This window comes from Prochlorococcus sp. MIT 1342 (genome assembly GCF_047304495.1).
Taxonomy (GTDB): Bacteria; Cyanobacteriota; Cyanobacteriia; order PCC-6307; family Cyanobiaceae; genus Prochlorococcus; species Prochlorococcus marinus_D.
This window is the reverse complement of the sequence record NZ_CP138957.1, coordinates 1,151,514-1,169,333: the sequence shown is the minus strand read 5'-3', so window position 1 is coordinate 1,169,333 and position 17,820 is coordinate 1,151,514. Positions and strand designations below refer to the sequence as shown.

Genomic DNA, 17,820 nt, shown 5'->3' with positions numbered 1-17,820 from the left:
TGGATCACGCTGGTAAGTCAGATCGGCAGTTGACTGGCTAATATCTTTGGGGATCAAAGCCTGCTTGAGCTGCTAAGCCGAAATAGAAATCATCGAAGGGCACCTTTTAGCTGCCTTGCACAACGATGAATGCAACGGCATGGGCTGAAAATGCCATTGCTATCTATGCCTTCTTCCTGCTCAACTTAATGATCTCAACCCGAACTAATCACCGCGATTTCAGATAACATTAGTTTCTCTTCATTGAGGATCGTTAAGGTGCGCTCTGCAGCGATAACGAGTGTTGCCAAGCCCGGCTTCGATTGTGGTGCACTTCTCCCAGCTGATCGTTGCATCTGCATGTATTTGCTGCCAGTTTCGCTCGATGGCGTTGTTCTGATTCCAGCTGATTCAGCGGTAAAACTGCCGGCCCAACTCAATGGGACAACGAGCATACTGATGGGAAAACAGTTGCCTACGGTGAAGCTTTAAGAGTGAGCTGGAAGGTTGCAAAATCAGTCTTTTGATTGAGGACATTATTCCTTTTCTTAACTCGCCAACACGAATCCTAAGTAGTATCAATAACCTCGCGAAGAGATCATCCAAGCCTTAATCTTTGTATCATTCAATTGGCCCTTTAATGTTGCCGCCGGCATCTGAACGCCGCCGCGAGACCCCATATCGGCGCCAAAGCGAAGGACTGCAAAACAGCACAATCACAGCAAGGCAGTGATGGCGAACAGCAAAAATCAACTGTGTAAAGGTGAAATGCTCCCAGAGCAAGAGAAACTCTGTTCGTAAATCCCAGAGAGACAGACCCAAAAGAAGAACGGGCAACCAACGATCGCCAGATAGGCCACGGGAGCGGGCCCTTTCAGCCATCTGAAATCGTATCTCCTCCCTCAATCGGAGGCTGGGAGGAAGACAACGGCGGTTGTGGAGCAGCAGCAGGGGCTGATAAAGGCCCTGCCGGAGGACCACTGCCTTGCCAGAGGCTCAACAATGAAGGGGCTAGAGCAATACTCGACCAGCTACCAACCACCACTCCAAGAGCAAGTGCAACCGCAAACCAGTAGAGCGTCGCACCGCCAAAGAGGATCAGAGCGAGCAGAGGCAGCAGGGTCGTACCGCTGGTGTAGAGGGTCCTTGTGAGGGTCGCGGATACGGCACGATCAACCTGTTCCGTCAGTGGCAGGGAGTTGTCTTCACGACTGCGCTCACGAATCCGGTCAAAGACCACCACAGTGTCATTGACCGAGTAGCCGGCAATGGTGAGCAGCGCTACCGCGAAGAGGCTATCCACCTCAAGCGTTATCAACAGGCCCAGCCAAGCGAATATCCCACAAACAATGATCACGTCATGGGCAAGGGCCACAAGGGCCAGAAGGGCATATCGACGGTCGTAACGGAGGCTGATGTAGATAGCGATTCCCGTGAACGCAACCAAAAGAGAAATCAAGCTGCTGCGCAGCAATTGGCCTCCCAGACTTGGGCCAATGGTGTCGACCGATTGACCACCACTCTGAAACGGACCCGCTACAGGATCCATTGCCTTGATGACAGCTTGCCCCTGAGCAGCAGAGAGGAAGGGCAACCTCAAGACTAGAGACTGACCCCCATCAAGAAGCTGAACCCTGGCTCGTGAGAGGTTTGGAGCAACCTTGTCTTTGTTAGCGGGTAACTCAAGAGCCCCCAAAACCTCTTCAACACTTGTGGTTTTCAGCGACTGACAGCTCTTGCTACAGCTGCGCTCCAGCTGGATTTGAGTTCCACCAGTGAAGTCAAGTCCTGGACGAAGGGGAGCACCAATCGAAGGGTTCAGCCAACAGAGGATCAAGCCCACCAAACTCAAAACCACAAACAGGCCTGAGATTCCCCAAACTCGTCGTCGTTGACGACAAAGTTCAAATCTCAGTGGGCGTTGACGAGTTCCTGAAGATGATGAAACAGCCATGGATCAGGCGAGAGAAGAAGGCAACTGTTTGGCAGGCAAAAAGTTGGTAGGTCGCCTCAAAGCCTGATAGCCCATCAAAAAACGCAGCAGAGTGCGAGTGCAGCTCAATGCCGTAAACAAACTGAGCACAACACCGATGCCGAGGGTGGCGGCAAAACCTTTAACCAAACCCGTACCCAGAAAAAAGAGCGCTGCGCAACTAATCAGAGTGGTGAGATGGCCGTCAAGGATCGACGACAAAGCCTGGGAAAATCCAGTCTCGATCGAGCGAATCAAGGTGTTTCCACGCCGCAATTCATCTTTGACACGCTCAAAGATCAGCACATTGGCATCCACTGCCATGCCAATACTGAGGATGAAACCCGCAATCCCAGGCAGGGTAAGGATGACAGGAATCAGAGCATACATAGCGAGATTGAACAGGGCATAAAGACTCAATGCCAACACCGCCACCAAGCCCGCAAGGCGATAAGCAACCACCATGAAAACAGCCACCAAGGCGAGACCAGAGAGCGCTGCGATCAAGCTGCGGCGAATGTTTTCAGCACCAAGGGTGGGACCAATGGTTCGAACCTCGAGAATTTCTACTGGTAATGGCAACGAACCACCTCGTAACTGAACTTCCAGGTCGCGGGCATCTTCAGCATTGAAATTACCGCTGATCGTGGCCGCACCACCAGTAATGCCAGCGGCTCTGAACTGTTCCCCGACGCTGGCTTCACTGATCGACCTTCCATCAAGAACGATGCCAAGTAGACGACCTGTGCCAGCAATTGATTGTGTTAGCTCGGCGAATTGATCTCCGCCTTCTCGGTTGAAGCTAAGTGTCACCTCCCAGCTGTCAGGAACGTTCTGCTGTTGCTGACGCCCAGCTGTGACCAGATCCTTCCCGGTTAAGGACGTGGGCTCGAAGAGTTCAGCGATCTTGGTGCTGACTTTCTCATTCAATTGTTCCAGCTGCTCGACCTCACTGCCAACACTGCCTTGCAAACCAAAGGCCTGCTGCGCTTCAACAAGTTGCTGTTTGTCGAGTTCATCATCAGAGGGAGACTCTCCGGATATCGCACGCTCCTGCTTGGACTTGAGAATGCTCTCTACCTGTCGTTTTAGGCGCTGAAGGCCGCGAACCTCCTGTTCTGTGCCAGGTTTTTGAGCTCGAAACTCAAGTAAGGCCGTCTCGCCAAGCACCTTGGCAGCCCTGGTGGGATCCTGTTCTCCTGGAAGCTGCAACACCAGTTGATTGTCACCAATGGTCTGCAGGGTGGATTCGGCAACACCCAAGCCATTGACGCGACGATCCAAAACAGCTTTGACCGCCTCTAGCTGCTCCGATTTCACGCGAGTGATCTCACCAGCGGGCTGCACTTCAAGAGTGAGCTGACTGCCACCACGAAGATCAAGGCCCAACTCAAGCGGAAAGCTTGCAGTGACAGAACCTGCCGCAATGGCAAGAGCAAGAATGAGCGCAAACCAGCCTTGTTGACGTGCCATCAATCAAAGCCCCTTAAGAACAATCTGCTTAGCCGCTTCAACAATCTGATGAGGCTGAATGATCGTGAAATTCTCCAATTTGCCGTTATATGGAGTGGGAATATCCTGACTGGAGAGGCGAATTGGGCGAGCATCGAGTTCGTCAAAACACTGCTCAGTAATCAGCGCAATCAACTCAGCACCAATCCCACCAGTTTTCATACACTCTTCAACCACAATCACCCGATGGGTTTTACGGATGGAGCGAACAATGGTCTCCATATCGAAGGGCTTGAGACTAATCAAATCGATCAATTCCACATCGATGCCGTCTGTCTCCAACTGTTCAACAGCCTTGAGACAGTGATGACGCATACGGGAATAGGTGAGGATCGTGACGTCTTTACCCTCACGAACCAGATCTGCTTGATCTAGGGCACAGACATAATCACCGTCTGGGAGCTCCTCAATCAGGTTGTAGAGCAGCACATGCTCGAAAAAGAGAACTGGATTGTTGTCTCGGATCGCGGCTTTCATCAAGCCCTTGGCATTGGTTGGCGTGCTGCAAGCAACGATCTTGATCCCAGGCACAGCGTGAAAATAGGCCTCGAGTCGCTGACTATGTTCAGCACCGAGTTGGCGTCCCACACCACCAGGCCCACGCACCACGGTGGGAATTGTGAAATTTCCGCCACTGGTGTAACGAAGCATTCCCATGTTGTTGGAGATCTGGTTGAAAGCAAGCAACAGAAAACCCATGTTCATGCCCTCCACAATCGGGCGTAGGCCAGTCATGGCGGCGCCAACGGCCATACCCGTAAAACTGTTCTCGGCAATCGGTGTATCCAACACCCGCAACTCGCCATATTTCTCGTAGAGATCCTTGGTGACCTTGTAGGAGCCGCCGTATTGGCCGACGTCCTCTCCCATCACACAAACATGCGAATCTCTGGCCATCTCTTCATCGATGGCATCTCGAAGAGCATTAAAGAGAAGCGTCCCTGACACGTTTTCGTTGCAATCCCGGCCATGCCGGTGGAAGAGGCCAAGCTATCTCAGCCTGAGCAGCATTAGCCTCCTGCGGCAAATGCTGAAAGCAGCAAAACGGACAGCAACAGACCAGGAGAGAGCAACAGCACCAACTGACCAAGATCGTGAGGCGTCATCTGTAGAAGTCCTGAATCGGCAATCAGGCTGTCAACCCACAAAAGCTAGGCAGCATCTGGCTCCTTGCCAGCAAACAAACTGCGAATAAACACAAGGGTTAGTCCAAAACCAATGAAGGCAAAGCTGAATGTGGCTAGAAAACACATGCCGATGATCAGGGTTTTAAACCCCGAAGCAATGCTTTGGGCAATCGCAGAGCTGTAATTAGGCGAATGAAGAGCGAAATAAGTCACTGTCTTCTGGCTCAAAATCAGGCAAAGCCAGGCAAAAAGTCCACTGGTGATCGCCCCAGAAAGAAAACTGAGCGGGCCCTTACGTGGTGTCGCAGGCGTCTCTGCCAATGTGTTGGATGACTCTGCATCTGCCTTCTCGAAAGAGCTGTTTTTGGAATCGCTCATGCTTCCAGTTTGATGCCTTCACAGCGGAACGCGCAGCACCAACTGCTTAAACCAGCTGCGGCGAAGGCAGGCTGTTGGAGCTGAAGTGCAGCCTGAGCTGAAGCAACGTCAGCAAAAAGGGCAAAACAGCTTGGACCAGATCCACTCATCGATACTGCAAGAGAACCAGGCAAATCAGTGAGCAACTTCAATGTGGTTTGCACAGCCGAAACTTCGGGTGCAACAACCTCCTGAAGGTCGTTGCGCAGAGGTGGCGGATCATCAGCCCGTAAAGGATTCAGCCAAGAAGATTCTCTGAGCTGCTGACGATGTTGCTCAAAATCAGATTCCTTTGAAAGATAACGACTACTGAAAAGTTCCTTACAGCGTCCATAAGCCCAGGGGGTTGAAACGCTCACTGATGGATCCTTCACCAACACCACGGCCATTGATGCTTTCATCGCTTGTAGCGATTCCAACCTTTCCCCACGGCCGAAACACAATTGGCTTCCACCTGCCAGGCAAAAGGGCATGTCGGAGCCAAGCTCAGCCGCAAAACCTTCAAGTTGACCCTGAGAAAAATTGAGATTCCAGAGACCGTTTAACCCCACCAGTGTTGCTGCACCATCACTTGAGCCGCCCGCAAGACCAGCTCCAATTGGGATGCGTTTTTGCAATTCAATCGCGGCACCAAGGTCAGAGAACCCTGAGCGCTCGCGTAATAAATGCGCAGCTCGCACGATCAAATTGTCGCCAGCAGTGCTGAGGCTGGAATCATCGCAGCGAAGGCTGATGCTGCCATCAGCCGTATTGCGGAAATGAAGTTGATCAGCGAGTTCGATGCTCTGCATCACCATCGCTAGCTCATGAAAACCATCAGACCTCAGGCCAAGCACCTCAAGATGGAGATTGATCTTGGCTGGCGCCGAGACGCTAACCAGATGCCCTGAAGCAGCTGAAGGGTTAGATATGCTCATGGCTCAGGGTCTACTAGATCCGCCCGATTCAAACCCCTCGCCAATTCCACCCAAGTAGCAGGGGACAGTTCTTGGGGGCGTTGCTGAAGGCTGATGCCAAGATCATCAGCCAGAGCATTCAGTTCAGCAGCAGGAAGAACCTTGGCAAGAGTGTTGCGCAGCATCTTGCGCCTGGCCAAAAAAGCCTGACGCAGCAAAGACTCAACACGTTTGGCGAGCAGTGGCTCAAGGCGCTGTTCAGGAGCAAGAGGTTCAATCAAGATGACCTCAGAATGAACTTTCGGCGGCGGTTTAAAAGAGCGCGGCGGCACTGGGCAAACAGTTGTGCAACGAGCGAGCAACTGCAGGCGCACGCTTAGAGCACTAAAACAGCTCTGCCCGGGCAAGGCACGAATCCGTTGAGCGACTTCCTTTTGCAAAAGAAGCACAAGGCGTTTATAGGGATGATCAACAGGTCGATCCAAGCGACCGAGAAGACGCTCAAGCAGAGGACCGGTGATGTTATAGGGAATATTGGCCACCACTTTGGTCGCAGCACGGCCATCAGCAAGAGTCAATGGAACAGACAACACATCACCTTCTTGCAAGCTGAATCGGGCTTGATCTGCAAAACGCTGCCTCAACCCAGAGACCAGATCGCGATCAAGTTCAACAGCATGAACAGTAGAGGCAGAAGAGGCCAGCAACCTTTCAGTGAGTGCTCCACGACCAGGACCTACCTCCAGCAGACGATCATCTGGTTGAACATCAGCTGCATCGAGAATCTGAGTCAACACAGCGGCATCGATTAGCCAGTGTTGAGCAAAGCGCTTGCGAGCGTGATGTCCGGAAAAGGCCATCCCTCAACTTTGCACCAATCGGTATAGAGGGCGGCGCAATTGATTGAAGATCAAAAAAAGCTGCAGACAAAACTCGGAGTCAAACTCGCTGTTCCAATCAAAAGCGGCGATAGATCCCTGATTGTTCCAAGTCTGCGCACTGCATGGATTCTTGATTTGCATCAAAACAACTCAGCTCAAACAATTGGCTTCATCTATAGACCGACAACACCCTTTCCTGCTCATCCCACCAAGACGATCAAAATGGAGTGCTTTTGGAATCCGGGATCGATTACACCACTAACAACATTGGCTCCACATGATTCAAGGTCTATGCACGTGGTGGCGTTGAAATCTGGGATTCATCCAACCGAAACATCGATTGGAGAGCTTCTGCTGGTTTTACCGTCCAATTCTGATTCAAGCTAAAAAAATCAACACAACCCTGTTGATTCATTGAGTTGCTTTAATTAGCAGCATCAATGTCAAGGTCGTCAATTCGAATCCAATCGAGTGTGTTTCGATATTGACGGTCACATCTAATAGCGACTTCAAGGAAATCTGTATTTTTATTGGTTTTTTGCAATCTATGCAGGCACAATGAAAATGAGAGATTATTAAAGTTCTATCATCATCAACCCGATACACAGAGTGTAAAAATCATGAAACTTTGCTTGTCCCTTTATTCGACCTCAGCCGAACATAATCATATGTATCCAATGATATAAAATCAAACAATTCCATAAGCCAGCATTGCATCAGCAACTTTCGTAAATCCTGCAATATTGGCTCCTGTAATGTAATCAGTGTAGTCTTCGAATTTATGACTATGCTGAACACATTTGGAGTGAATTTCCAACATAATTGACTTTAAGCGTTGATCGACCTCTTCACGACTCCAAGATAGACGCAATGCATTCTGACTCTGCTCAAGGCCAGAGACTGCGACACCCCCAGCATTTGCAGCCTTGGCAGGAGCAAGTATTACTTTTGCATGACGAAATTGATGAATGCCGTCAAGATTGGTTGGCATGTTCGCACCTTCAACAACTGCTTTAACACCATTGTTGATTAGTTCCTGTGAATCTGCACGGTTAATCTCATTTTGAGTAGCACAAGGGAAGGCAATATCACAGGGAACATTCCATGGACGCTTTCCTGCGTAAAAATCAACGCCTTTGTAGTGATTAGCAAATTCATGGATTCGCCCACGGCGAACAGTCTTTAGCTCCTTGACAAACGCAAGCATCTCGAGATTAATGCCGTTTGGGACGTGTACAAAACCATCTGAGTCAGAAAGAGTAACAACTTTGGCTCCTAGTTCAATGGCCTTTTCAACTGCGTAGAGGGCTACGTTTCCAGAACCGGAGATGGAACATATTTTGTCAACAAGAGAGTCCTCTATATGATTGAGCATATTTTCACAGAAATAAGCACATCCGTAACCCGTCGCTTCAGTACGAACAAGACTTCCACCGAATGACAGCCCCTTGCCAGTCAAGATTCCACTAAACCGATTTTCAAGGCGCTTGTACTGACCGAACATATAACTAATTTCACGAGAACCGACTCCGATATCACCAGCAGGTACATCTGTGTCTTCACCAATATGTCTATGAAGTTCAATCATCAGAGATTGACAAAATCGCATTATCTCCCGGTCACTTTTACCTTTAGGATTAAAGTTAGATCCACCCTTCCCTCCACCCATCGGCAGACCAGTAAGACTGTTTTTAAAGGTCTGTTCAAAACCTAAAAATTTCAGGACACTCAAGGTGACATTGGGATGGAAACGTATTCCACCTTTATAAGGGCCAATGGAATTATTAAACTGTACACGCCATGCTCGATTTGTGCGGATATTGCCTGAATCATCTTCCCAGCAGACTCTGAAGATAACGACGCGGTCAGGTTCCGTCATCCGCTCCAGAATTTGTGCATCTTTGTAAACACGGTTGGAAAGAATAAAAGGAATTAGAGTTTCAACAACTTCATGGACGGCTTGATGAAACTCAGGTTCTCCAGGATTTCTCTTCATCAGACCTTTCATGAAATGATCTATCTCATGGCTAGTAGCATCAGACATCAGCTGTCCTTTCTCAAGAAGTCATTTAGTATGATTTCATGGCAAGCGCCTAAAGTGAATTTAATACAGAATATTATCCAGATCAGCTTAAAAGTATGACCAAGGCATTCTCAGGAATCATGAAAAACTTGGCAATAAACAGACAACAGCCTGATCCAGTTTTATGATGCATTTTATCCGCATAGCAAACAGTTGAGGAAGTTAAGGAACTGTCAGCAATCTGTCTTCAAGAGATGAAGAATACAGTTGCTTTAATCAGCAGCATCAATGTCAAGGTCGTCAATTCGAATCCAATCGAGTGTGTTTTGACTCGGCGGTAAGGGCACCAATGCCAACACCAACTCCAAGCTGTGTTCAGCGAAGTAAGGATGAGTTGCCAGCCAACATCCAATCGCACGCATCAATCGCAGCTGCTTTCCTTTGTTAAAGGCACACAATCCCCAATGATCTAATCCACGAGAACGACGAGACTTCACTTCCACAACCAGCAGCCATTGCTGCTTCTCAAGCACAAGATCTAACTCGCCATAGCGACATGACCAACGTTGGCTCACCAACTGCCATCCGTGTCTTTGTAGGAGGCGTAACACACGCTCTTCGCCCCAACACCCCTTCCGGGTTGAATCCATCATTTGCTGCTGCATTCACATGAGAATTCCACCCATGCATCGATGCTGTACCAATACACAAAGCAGCACGTATGAATTCAACGCGAAAAGTTCAAGAGAATGATGCCCCAATTATTGCTTATTAAAGTGATAGGTAGATTCATTACTTTAAAGCTAAACCCAATAGGATAGACAAGACCAGTAGTTTTTTTTATTGCTGACAAGGTTTAGATTGTGCTGCATTTAAAATCTATTCAATACACTTTGTGATTCGCCGGGCGATTGCCTTGTTTGATAGAATTGCATCTTTGAGACTATTTGAAAAAAATATTTTTCAGTGAATTAATTGAACGATATGTTTTTGAAGAGTTATCTCCACTTGGGGATTACTAAATTGAAGCGATTGAGGAATTTTGCTGGCAACAGTGCAGAGTAAAGTCCTAATGCAAAGCAGCATGAATGAACCTCAATGCTAAATTTGTAAACAAGATGAGATCAATAACGGTATTCTTATGCTTGTTTTTATTACAAGCTTTGGCTAATAAGGAAATGGTTTGCAGATGACCCTATTGATCATGCTCAAGTGATTGAGGTAAGAAGCCTTAAGCACATGAACTGGGATGCTTCTTATTGCAGTAGAATGATAAAATTTATAGAAAGAAATTCGATGGGACAGACAAATCAAATCCAGGGATCTCGATTTCGATATGTACTTCTCATCTTAATTACTCTAATCTGGGGATCTCAGTTCTTACTTAATGATCTTGCTCTAGAAGTCTTTACTCCTCAAGCAGTTTCATGGCTTAGAGCGACGATTGGCTTCCTAACACTGAGTGGATTCTTGTTGATCTTGCCTGAAGCTCATGATAATCCGGTTTCAAAGATAAGTTATTGGCGTCAAATCATTATGATTGGCTTCTTTGAAGCAACTCTTCCTTTCTTCCTTGTTGCCTGGGGTCAGCAACATGTCAACAGTGCTATTGCCGCGATCCTGATGTCACTCGTAGCAATCTTTACTCTTATTTTAGTTGTTATTTTTGTTCGTAGTGAGCCAGTTACGAGAGGAAAGTTTATTGGTATTGCCCTTGGTTTTGCAGGTGTTGTTGTGTTGTTATGGCCTCAGGTTAGCCTGTCTCAACAAGCCAACAGCCTACTTGGAAGTGCAGCAATTTTAACCGCTGCACTGAGCTTTTCCATTAGTCTTGTATTGATTAGAACCCTGCCAGAGATGGGTGCTCCGATAAAAATAGCAAGAGATATACTTCTTTGTGGTGCCATCGAGTTAGGAGCTTTACTGCTTTTGCTTGGCCAACCTTTAACACATCACCTTATCGAGAGTAATGCGGTACTAGCAATGGTTGCTCAGGGTGCTTTTGCTGGAGGTCTGGTTTATGTGTTGTATGTTCGTCTTGTTGGTCTTGCAGGAGCTACATTTGCCGGCTTCGTTAACTATCTAGTTCCTTTAGTAGGAGTTTTTCTAGGGGTTGTTTTCCTGCAGAATAAGCTTTCAGCAAGTGCCTATGCTTCTCTGTTGATTCTAGCGCTTGCAGTCTTTGCGAGTGAGTGGAAGCCAACCCCTAAATTAGTAGGTAGGCAATAATCTCAATAGTAAATCCTTAAACAGTCTTTTATTTTTTTTGGTATTGGTTATAGGATTTATTTTATTCGATTAACCTGATAAATTATCTACTTGGATGATTCATGGGTAAATGTTGATAGCACTCGTAGAAGCTTTTATGGGGATGCGGATGCGTAGCTCAGCAAACTTCTTTCTCAAGAGCCATCATTCCTCTACCTATGGACCTATGGTTTAACTATTTAACCCCTAACCCAATGTTCGCTCGACTACTTGGCTTTTCTGCTGCTGCCCTTCTACTTCTATTGCCATTGCAACCCAGTTGGGCAATCATGAATCATTCCCAACAGGTGTTGGTCAATGCAGATTTCTCGAACCAAGATCTGCGAGGTGACACATTTAATCTTGCCAACCTGCGAGAGGCCAATCTATCTGGGAGTGATCTAGAAGGATCCACCCTTTTTGGAGCCAAGCTTCACGATGCCAACCTCAGCAACACCAACTTGCGAGACTCCACCCTTGATTCCGCCATATTTGATGGAACTGATCTCACCAATGCAGTGCTTGAGGACGCCTTCGCCTTCAACACCCGCTTCAACAACGTGACCATTACAGGTGCCGACTTCACCAATGTGCCCCTGCGAGGCGATGCTCTCACAACGCTTTGTGAGGTGGCGGAGGGAACCAACCCGATCACAGGTCGCAATACGGCAGACAGCCTGGGCTGCAGCTAAATACTCCACGCCAACCACTCCGATGAGTTTTGATCCCCGCAGTCTTAAACGTCTACGTGAACTGGGTCGCCAGTTACCCCGGCCCTTGCCAACACCAGTTGCTTCAAGTACAGCAGAGCCTCGAGCAAGCAAACGTCGTCATCGCATCGAAACCGAAGACGATCCACAGGCCCTCTTCCAGGAATTGATGCAGGTGAGCCCTGATGGCACAGTTCCTCCTCACTTGATGGCCCGCCTTAAGGCCGCCGAAGCCAAACGACAGACTCAGGAGTCGGCTGAAGGAGTCCGCCAACAACAAGGCGAAATGAACCCCCTCGACAGATCCTCCTCCGCCAGAAAAGGTAAAACGACCGTTACCAAGACACCCCCGCTGACGCCTGGCAGCACAGAGGAGAGTCTTTATGTTGCTTTCGGGCAGCTGCTTCTCGAAGACGAAGACGAAGACGAGATTTGATCGTCTTAGAACTGAATCCGGCTTGATCAAGTCCCGTGAAGAAAGTGCTTAGCCTGCATAGCTTTTCTTAAGACAATGATCGATGCAAAGGGCATCTTCAAAGAGGGCTTAGGTAAAAGTCTCATTAACGAGAGAAGGCAACATTCAACGATAGAACCCTTCATCTGAAGGGTTGATCTAGAGCAGAAAAGGGTTTAGATCTAAATTGTTAACTCCAGAATCTTTGCTTTGAGACTTTCTTTTACCTCTTTTCATTTGAACCCTAACCGATGAAGTCAAACACTGGTTTGATTGTTTTCGTTTCCACTGGATTGCTTCGTGTCGTTCTTGCTGCAGTTTTAGCGGTAACAGCAATTCCATCAATGCGGATGTCCCTAGCAAACCCCGTAAAGAAACAATTTGAACTCACCACAAGCCAAAGGGAGTTTTTCGGCAGTTTGATCAAGAATTGGAATCAAGACTCATTCTAGTTTCTTTAAGTCTTTCAGCTGCTTCTATCGTCAAAGCAACAACACTTGCCTGTGGAGATGCCAATCTGAAAGGCGGTCACCTTTTGCCGTTGCTGTTAATGCTAGGCAAGCAGACCATGCAATAGATTGTTTTGAAAGCCCATTCACTAATAATAATGTCACGGCATGATGTTGATGACTAAGTTCCTAAAACTATGATCTTAGCCTATAAAGATTATAGAGGGCTGGAAGATTTTCTTTGAATAACTAATAACAAATCGTTTGTGTAATAAATCAATAATTTCTTGCGCAGACATGCCAAGAATGATTCAGCCTATGGTTTATCTAAGGCTCTTCATTTAGATATAATCCTTTCAGTCTCTTCTGGTTAAGTTTTTATGAATAGATCGGATCCTTTTTATATCCCAAATCTTGTTCAATCAATCGCTTCACCCGCAAATTAGACTTCTCTTTGAGCTCAAAATGGTTTTTTCCATCCTGATTGTCAATTTCAGATGGTCTTCATCTGCCAACATTTGCAATTGATGACTGCCCATCTTTCTAGATGAGCTATTATAATTTTTTCTTCTTTTTGCATGGCTATTAATAGTATAGATAGTGATCAGACCTGTTTTTAACTGTTCAACCTCTGTACAGATCGAGTAAGCTGACAATTCTTTAGTTAATTCCTACGTTAGAATAATTTTAACAGTAGTTCTATATCAATCTGGAGCTTTGCATGTGTTTTGAACACTTGCTTAATAGCGGGGCACGCTTGAGTCGACATTGATGCTCCAAGCGTCGATTCCGCCTTCTAGATTCCAGACCTGATAACCAATCTCCTGCTCTAAAAGCCAGGTCCCGAAGTTCCAACTGCGTATACCAGCATGGCAAATCACGACGACAGGACGGTCGTTTGGTAATAGTTGAGGAAGAGTTTCGATCCAATCAGAAGATCGACTCAGCGGTAAATGCAGTACATCGGCTGGGAATGGGGCTAACTCAAGCTCCTGGTCTTCTCTCACATCCACACAGATTGGTAGAGATGATGAGTCGCTTAACCAGCGATGCAGATCCTTTGCAGAAATAGGGGTTGGAGTGGGCTGATTCATTGTTAAATGATTGGCTTCGATGTGAGTTTCGTTCATCTCGTTCCACTTTGATCGCCATTGGTACGGATGATCCTGTATTTCAGTTTGATGTAACGCAATCACTATCAATCTGCCTTACCAAGGTTTACCCGAGAGACCATAGCCAACCCTTAGATGGAATCACATAAGTGTCTCACAGTCAAGTCAAACAAGATCATATTCATGACATTACTGTGCCTCTTAGCAGCCTGTAGGTTGTTCATCTTTTTTTGAAGAGTACTCCTTCCACTGTTCTTGCTGCTATCAGACCATTTTAATTGCAGATATTGGAACTAGTGGGTGCTTCATCCAAGCCTTTAGCTGGCTCTGATGACCAAACGCGTTGAGTGATCAAATCAGTAGACGCGTCTAGTCTTGAACACGCTCATGTTCATTGCAGATAGCTCTCAATCGATCAGGATTGCTTTCATGAATGCTTTTTTGTAAGGAATCCATACCAATTGGGTCAGTACAACATCATTCGTAGATAATTAGCAAAGAACCAATCAGACCAATGCCTCAACCACATGTATGGAAGTTAGTTGATTTCATCGGCAGGCTTTGTTTATCCGCAGTTTTTGTTGTCGCAGTTCCGTCAAAGATTATCAAGTTCTCATCAGTAGTTGAAGCAATCTCAGGGCAGGGGATCCCTGAACCATTAGCACCCTTCTTGTTGTTGGCAGCAATTGCCTGCCTTATTGTTGGCTCAGTACTTCTTGTATTTGGCAAAAGTCAAAAACTTGGAGCATCACTATTACTTATTTTTCTTGTGCCTACGACAGTCATCTTCCATGCATTCCCCTTTCAGCCTAAAGCACTATTTATGAATCTTGGGTTGATTGGTGGCCTTACTCTAGCCTTGACTAGACCGAAATTCATCGAAGGATAAGTTTGCCGATAAGCATTAAAGTATAGCTTTTTTGTTTTTCATCTATTATTCATAATAATAGCTCTTTTTTGTCTGGTCAGGTTAAATAAAAGCTTATATAGCTTTACTGAATAGCAACTATCCAATAGCTTTAACGACAACATCAGTCTGCCTTGTTAGCAGCTCTATCCTTGAACATTCTTAAACATTTAATTTTTAATCTAAAGGGGTCTTGTTCCGCCTCATGATCAACTCGATCACAGCAAGTTTAGGTACTATAAACATGAATCTCTTAATATTAATCTTATTCCCGTCTAATTTAGCAAGCGAGATCTGTTTTGTTTATTCAAAATGCTTGTTTTACTGTTAGACTAGATATTGAAACCATATGCCAATCCTTTCTTTGTTGACCCATTCCTTATTTTGGCATGATGATCTTCACTTTTAACCACTCTTTTAGGCTTTCAGTAATGCTTCGTGGTTTTGATCTCTGCTTTTTTATTGACTTGATATCATGATCAATACTAATGCTGTTGATTTAGTTTGCCAGATCAGTCGAATCAACCTAGTACAGGACCTGAATTAGAATCCAGGTAGTCTGCCTGACCACTATCTAAATAAGGCTTGATGGTGTTATTGAAATGATCTTCGCTACAAGTAAGCATGATCAATCCGTTGCTTATTTCCCAATACCAGTGTTGCTCTTTTTCTTGCTTGGCAAATTCTAAATTTCTTACTGTTAAAGGTAATGAGGATGTGATTAGTCTGATGCCCTCATTCTCTTGTTCTTCAATCACGTCATTACACTCTTCTTTTATAAAAGCATCCCATTGCTTTGCAATCGCTTCTAATTCCTTATTATTAGAGTTTTCAGAAAGCCACTGCCTATTGAAATCACTAGCGCCAATATCTCCTCTACTATCCTCAATAATAGATCTCAAGAGGTAGTCTTTATTTCGTTCAAAAAGTTCTATTTTCTGGCCATTCGATAACAGCAGTAGTTGTGCTGGAGGGGGAGATTTATAGGCTCTGCCAATAGAAGGAAGGTCAAGTCCACCGATCCTTCCCAGCACATCATCCCAACAATAATTTAACCAACGATCAACCCAGAAAATCTTATAGGAGATTAATTGTTGTTGACTAAGTCTGAAGTGGTCAAACAGGTAGTCTTCTTGCTTCATGATGCTTGCTGCCATAGGTGCCTTTTGGCTTGACAATAGATTACAGCTTCTACCACTGAAGTTGAGAAAATGTTTGAGAACTATGTGAATGGCCTTGTTTGTAAATACTTCTATTACCATTAGTTTTATTATCTTTATGCAGGTAATTAATTTGGTCGATGCTGATTCTAACCAGTTCATCACCTATCGATATCAATATTACTCCTATCAAGCGGAAATAAGAATAATTACTTTAGAGACAGTCTAATCATTCATGTTAATCTTTATCTAATTGTCTGTGCAGCTTTATTGATATCAGGGGTTTATGCCCAAATGTCTATTTTTTACAACTGTATTGGTGCGTCAATTCTTCATGAATCTATTCCATAAGTGTTGCTAAGGATTGGCTCCTTTTATTTTAAATCTAATTGGATTTACTTGCTACTTGCTACTTGCTTTGAACTCTACTCCCTGTGATTTTTATTTGCTTAAGATAAATCCTTTGTTATCATCTCAATCATCCAATCGCTAGTTCAAATTAATTGCTTCCAATCTTCGCATCGCGCATGTACTTTGCCTTGAATGTTGTAACGAGGATGCTTCCATGGGCTAGTCATCTTATGCCACGAATGCCTTTCTATATTGCATCTGTCTACAGTTAGATCCATATCTACGCCAAGATAATTATTAAGAATAATGCCTGCAGAGATAGCTTTAGGTTGACCAAGCCTTAGTTTTTATCGTGGCGTTCCATGTACATTGTTTTACTCTGGTTGAGATGGTTGTTTGCCTTCGATGCATTTAGCTTCTCGCTGATTACTCGCTCTGGAGGTGATCTCGCTCAAATGAAAGTGTGAGTTTGCTCATCGATCTCTAACTCCAGGAAATGCTCCGCTGGCGAATGGAGAGGGCTTGATGTGGCTGTCTACTTCCTTTCCTTCTTTGCCAGTTGTTTCTTTCGCCATTTCCTCCAGGGAGGGACTGTGTGATCACAAGCGACCCACCAGATTAATAAACCAGGCAAAAACCAGCCACTGCTGCCTCCGGCGAGCATCACCCAGATCCCAAGTGCAAATAAAGGCCAGGCCAACCATTGTGACCACTCCTTCGCATAGAGCTCCTGCCACTGCACCCAGATCTTTCTCACCCTTCTCCCCGTAGACGATATCGACCTTTTAGCAAACCATTAGATGCTGTTCTGACCGGTCCTAATCGATCGCGCCATTGCCGGCCTTCTATGCGCTGCTTCGCTCTGCGGTATTGCGCCTGAAGCACTTCAAGTATCTTTCTCTGCTGGGGATGTGTTGAACAGTGCTTATAACCGAGCATCATGGAGAGGGATGTTGCTGCAGCTGTACTTGAGAAACTGTGCGTTTAGAATCATCGCCGTTGGCAAGGTTCGCAAAGGCTGGATCCAAGACGGCCTAGCGATGTATCAAAAACGCCTACCAGGCTTGATTATCACAGAGGTTCGTGATGGATCTATGCCGCGAGAAGCGGAAGCGATCAGGGCCGCACTCAATAGCAACGAAGTGCTGATTCCTCTTAGCGAAGAAGGGGAAGCGCTGACTTCAGTGTCCTTTGCTAAACGCCTTGAAAAATATGGCTCTCAACGTCTTGCCTTTGTGATTGGTGGCGCAGATGGCCTATCAGCAGAGCTGAAAAACTCAACCCAATGGCAGCTCAGTTTGTCTGCGATGACGCTTCCCCATGAACTTGCTCGCCTGTTACTTGTGGAGCAGCTCTACCGAGCACAGACCATCCTGCAAGGAGGTAAATATCACAGGAGCTAACGATTGTGAAGATCTGAATTGCGATCACTGATAAAACAGCTGCATTAGATTAAAGCGATAACTCTTGAGCATACTGAAAAGGAAATCAGTTTAAGACAATGATGATGCTCAAATGTCAGATTGCTTCAGCAATATATACCACAACACTCTCTCCAGAATGAAATCCAACCATCCTCCTAGTCTTTATCAGTTGCCAGCCTGGGCGTCTGTTAATTCTTAG

Annotated in this window: 21 protein-coding genes; 8 read left to right on the top strand and 13 right to left on the bottom strand. The window is 46.0% G+C overall.

Features of this window, described 5'->3' with window-relative positions; all coding sequences use genetic code 11:
* Positions 1–258 precede the first annotated feature (258 nt).
* Complete coding sequence (locus tag SIB79_RS06100; RefSeq protein ID WP_063403902.1) at positions 259–471, top strand: hypothetical protein; 213 nt, start codon at positions 259–261, stop codon at positions 469–471.
* A 129-nt stretch (positions 472–600) separates the two neighbouring features.
* Here the strand turns inward: SIB79_RS06100 and SIB79_RS06095 are convergent, their stop codons facing one another.
* The 7 genes from SIB79_RS06095 to rsmA all read right to left on the bottom strand — a co-directional run bounded on the left by SIB79_RS06095 (position 601) and on the right by rsmA (position 6,763).
* Positions 601–861, bottom strand: a complete 261-nt coding sequence (locus SIB79_RS06095) for a hypothetical protein (RefSeq protein ID WP_011129994.1) — start codon at positions 859–861, stop codon at positions 601–603.
* Positions 854–1,933, bottom strand: coding sequence for a protein translocase subunit SecF (gene secF / locus SIB79_RS06090; protein ID WP_063403903.1), 1,080 nt, complete (start codon positions 1,931–1,933; stop codon positions 854–856). Before secF ends, SIB79_RS06095 begins: the two co-directional genes overlap by 8 nt.
* Before the next feature lie 3 nt (positions 1,934–1,936).
* On the bottom strand, positions 1,937–3,424 hold the full coding sequence (gene secD / locus SIB79_RS06085) for a protein translocase subunit SecD (RefSeq protein ID WP_063404115.1): 1,488 nt from the start codon (positions 3,422–3,424) through the stop codon (positions 1,937–1,939).
* A gap of 3 nt (positions 3,425–3,427) precedes the next feature.
* Positions 3,428–4,411 carry a pyruvate dehydrogenase complex E1 component subunit beta gene (locus tag SIB79_RS06080; RefSeq protein ID WP_063403904.1) on the bottom strand — a complete coding sequence of 328 codons (984 nt, stop codon included), beginning with the start codon at positions 4,409–4,411 and terminating at the stop codon, positions 3,428–3,430.
* 203 nt (positions 4,412–4,614) lie between these two features.
* Complete coding sequence (locus SIB79_RS06075; RefSeq protein WP_011129998.1) at positions 4,615–4,968, bottom strand: DUF3082 domain-containing protein; 354 nt, start codon at positions 4,966–4,968, stop codon at positions 4,615–4,617.
* Entirely contained in the window at positions 4,965–5,924 is a 960-nt protein-coding gene (gene ispE, locus SIB79_RS06070; protein WP_063403905.1) for a 4-(cytidine 5'-diphospho)-2-C-methyl-D-erythritol kinase, read from the bottom strand. The genes SIB79_RS06075 and ispE overlap by 4 nt, the downstream gene beginning before the upstream one ends.
* A complete protein-coding gene (gene rsmA / locus SIB79_RS06065; protein ID WP_063403906.1) occupies positions 5,921–6,763 on the bottom strand; it encodes a 16S rRNA (adenine(1518)-N(6)/adenine(1519)-N(6))-dimethyltransferase RsmA in 843 nt (280 codons plus the stop codon). Before rsmA ends, ispE begins: the two co-directional genes overlap by 4 nt.
* A 39-nt stretch (positions 6,764–6,802) precedes the next feature.
* On the opposite strand from rsmA, the gene SIB79_RS06060 reads away from it, so the two are divergent.
* Positions 6,803–7,171, top strand: a complete 369-nt coding sequence (locus tag SIB79_RS06060) for a hypothetical protein (protein ID WP_063403907.1) — start codon at positions 6,803–6,805, stop codon at positions 7,169–7,171.
* A 301-nt stretch (positions 7,172–7,472) separates the two neighbouring features.
* Here the strand turns inward: SIB79_RS06060 and gdhA are convergent, their stop codons facing one another.
* Both gdhA and SIB79_RS06050 read right to left on the bottom strand, forming a co-directional pair.
* Positions 7,473–8,828: an NADP-specific glutamate dehydrogenase gene (gene gdhA, locus SIB79_RS06055; protein ID WP_063403908.1), complete on the bottom strand. Its 1,356-nt coding sequence runs from the start codon at positions 8,826–8,828 to the stop codon at positions 7,473–7,475.
* A 251-nt stretch (positions 8,829–9,079) separates the two neighbouring features.
* Positions 9,080–9,460 (bottom strand): YraN family protein, encoded by a 381-nt coding sequence (locus tag SIB79_RS06050; protein ID WP_063404116.1) that lies wholly within the window; start codon positions 9,458–9,460, stop codon positions 9,080–9,082.
* Between the two features lie 586 nt (positions 9,461–10,046).
* On the opposite strand from SIB79_RS06050, the gene SIB79_RS06045 reads away from it, so the two are divergent.
* The 4 genes from SIB79_RS06045 to SIB79_RS06030 all read left to right on the top strand — a co-directional run bounded on the left by SIB79_RS06045 (position 10,047) and on the right by SIB79_RS06030 (position 12,670).
* The gene (locus SIB79_RS06045) at positions 10,047–11,036 is read left to right on the top strand and encodes a DMT family transporter (RefSeq protein ID WP_236072656.1); all 990 of its coding nucleotides are present in this window, start codon (positions 10,047–10,049) and stop codon (positions 11,034–11,036) included.
* Positions 11,037–11,269: 233 nt separating this feature from the next.
* On the top strand, positions 11,270–11,746 hold the full coding sequence (locus tag SIB79_RS06040; protein WP_063403910.1) for a pentapeptide repeat-containing protein: 477 nt from the start codon (positions 11,270–11,272) through the stop codon (positions 11,744–11,746).
* A 22-nt stretch (positions 11,747–11,768) separates the two neighbouring features.
* A complete protein-coding gene (locus SIB79_RS06035) occupies positions 11,769–12,200 on the top strand; it encodes a hypothetical protein (RefSeq protein ID WP_063403911.1) in 432 nt (143 codons plus the stop codon).
* A 269-nt stretch (positions 12,201–12,469) separates the two neighbouring features.
* Positions 12,470–12,670 (top strand): hypothetical protein, encoded by a 201-nt coding sequence (locus SIB79_RS06030; protein ID WP_063403912.1) that lies wholly within the window; start codon positions 12,470–12,472, stop codon positions 12,668–12,670.
* A 737-nt stretch (positions 12,671–13,407) separates the two neighbouring features.
* Here the strand turns inward: SIB79_RS06030 and SIB79_RS06025 are convergent.
* Entirely contained in the window at positions 13,408–13,761 is a 354-nt protein-coding gene (locus SIB79_RS06025) for a rhodanese-like domain-containing protein (protein ID WP_063404117.1), read from the bottom strand.
* Between the two features lie 532 nt (positions 13,762–14,293).
* On the opposite strand from SIB79_RS06025, the gene SIB79_RS06020 reads away from it, so the two are divergent.
* Entirely contained in the window at positions 14,294–14,668 is a 375-nt protein-coding gene (locus SIB79_RS06020; RefSeq protein WP_063403913.1) for a DoxX family protein, read from the top strand.
* 539 nt (positions 14,669–15,207) lie between these two features.
* Here SIB79_RS06020 and SIB79_RS06015 read toward each other — a convergent pair.
* From SIB79_RS06015 to SIB79_RS06005, 3 genes are all read right to left on the bottom strand, one after another.
* Positions 15,208–15,843 carry a gonadotropin-releasing hormone-like protein gene (locus SIB79_RS06015; protein ID WP_413681163.1) on the bottom strand — a complete coding sequence of 212 codons (636 nt, stop codon included), beginning with the start codon at positions 15,841–15,843 and terminating at the stop codon, positions 15,208–15,210.
* An 889-nt stretch (positions 15,844–16,732) separates the two neighbouring features.
* The gene (locus SIB79_RS06010; protein WP_063403915.1) at positions 16,733–16,954 is read right to left on the bottom strand and encodes a hypothetical protein; all 222 of its coding nucleotides are present in this window, start codon (positions 16,952–16,954) and stop codon (positions 16,733–16,735) included.
* Positions 16,951–17,139 (bottom strand): hypothetical protein, encoded by a 189-nt coding sequence (locus tag SIB79_RS06005; protein WP_155724661.1) that lies wholly within the window; start codon positions 17,137–17,139, stop codon positions 16,951–16,953. The genes SIB79_RS06010 and SIB79_RS06005 overlap by 4 nt, the downstream gene beginning before the upstream one ends.
* 8 nt (positions 17,140–17,147) lie before the next feature.
* Here SIB79_RS06005 and SIB79_RS06000 point away from each other — a divergent pair, with 8 nt between their 5' ends.
* On the top strand, positions 17,148–17,600 hold the full coding sequence (locus SIB79_RS06000; RefSeq protein WP_063403916.1) for a 23S rRNA (pseudouridine(1915)-N(3))-methyltransferase RlmH: 453 nt from the start codon (positions 17,148–17,150) through the stop codon (positions 17,598–17,600).
* The last annotated feature ends 220 nt before the right edge of the window (positions 17,601–17,820 follow it).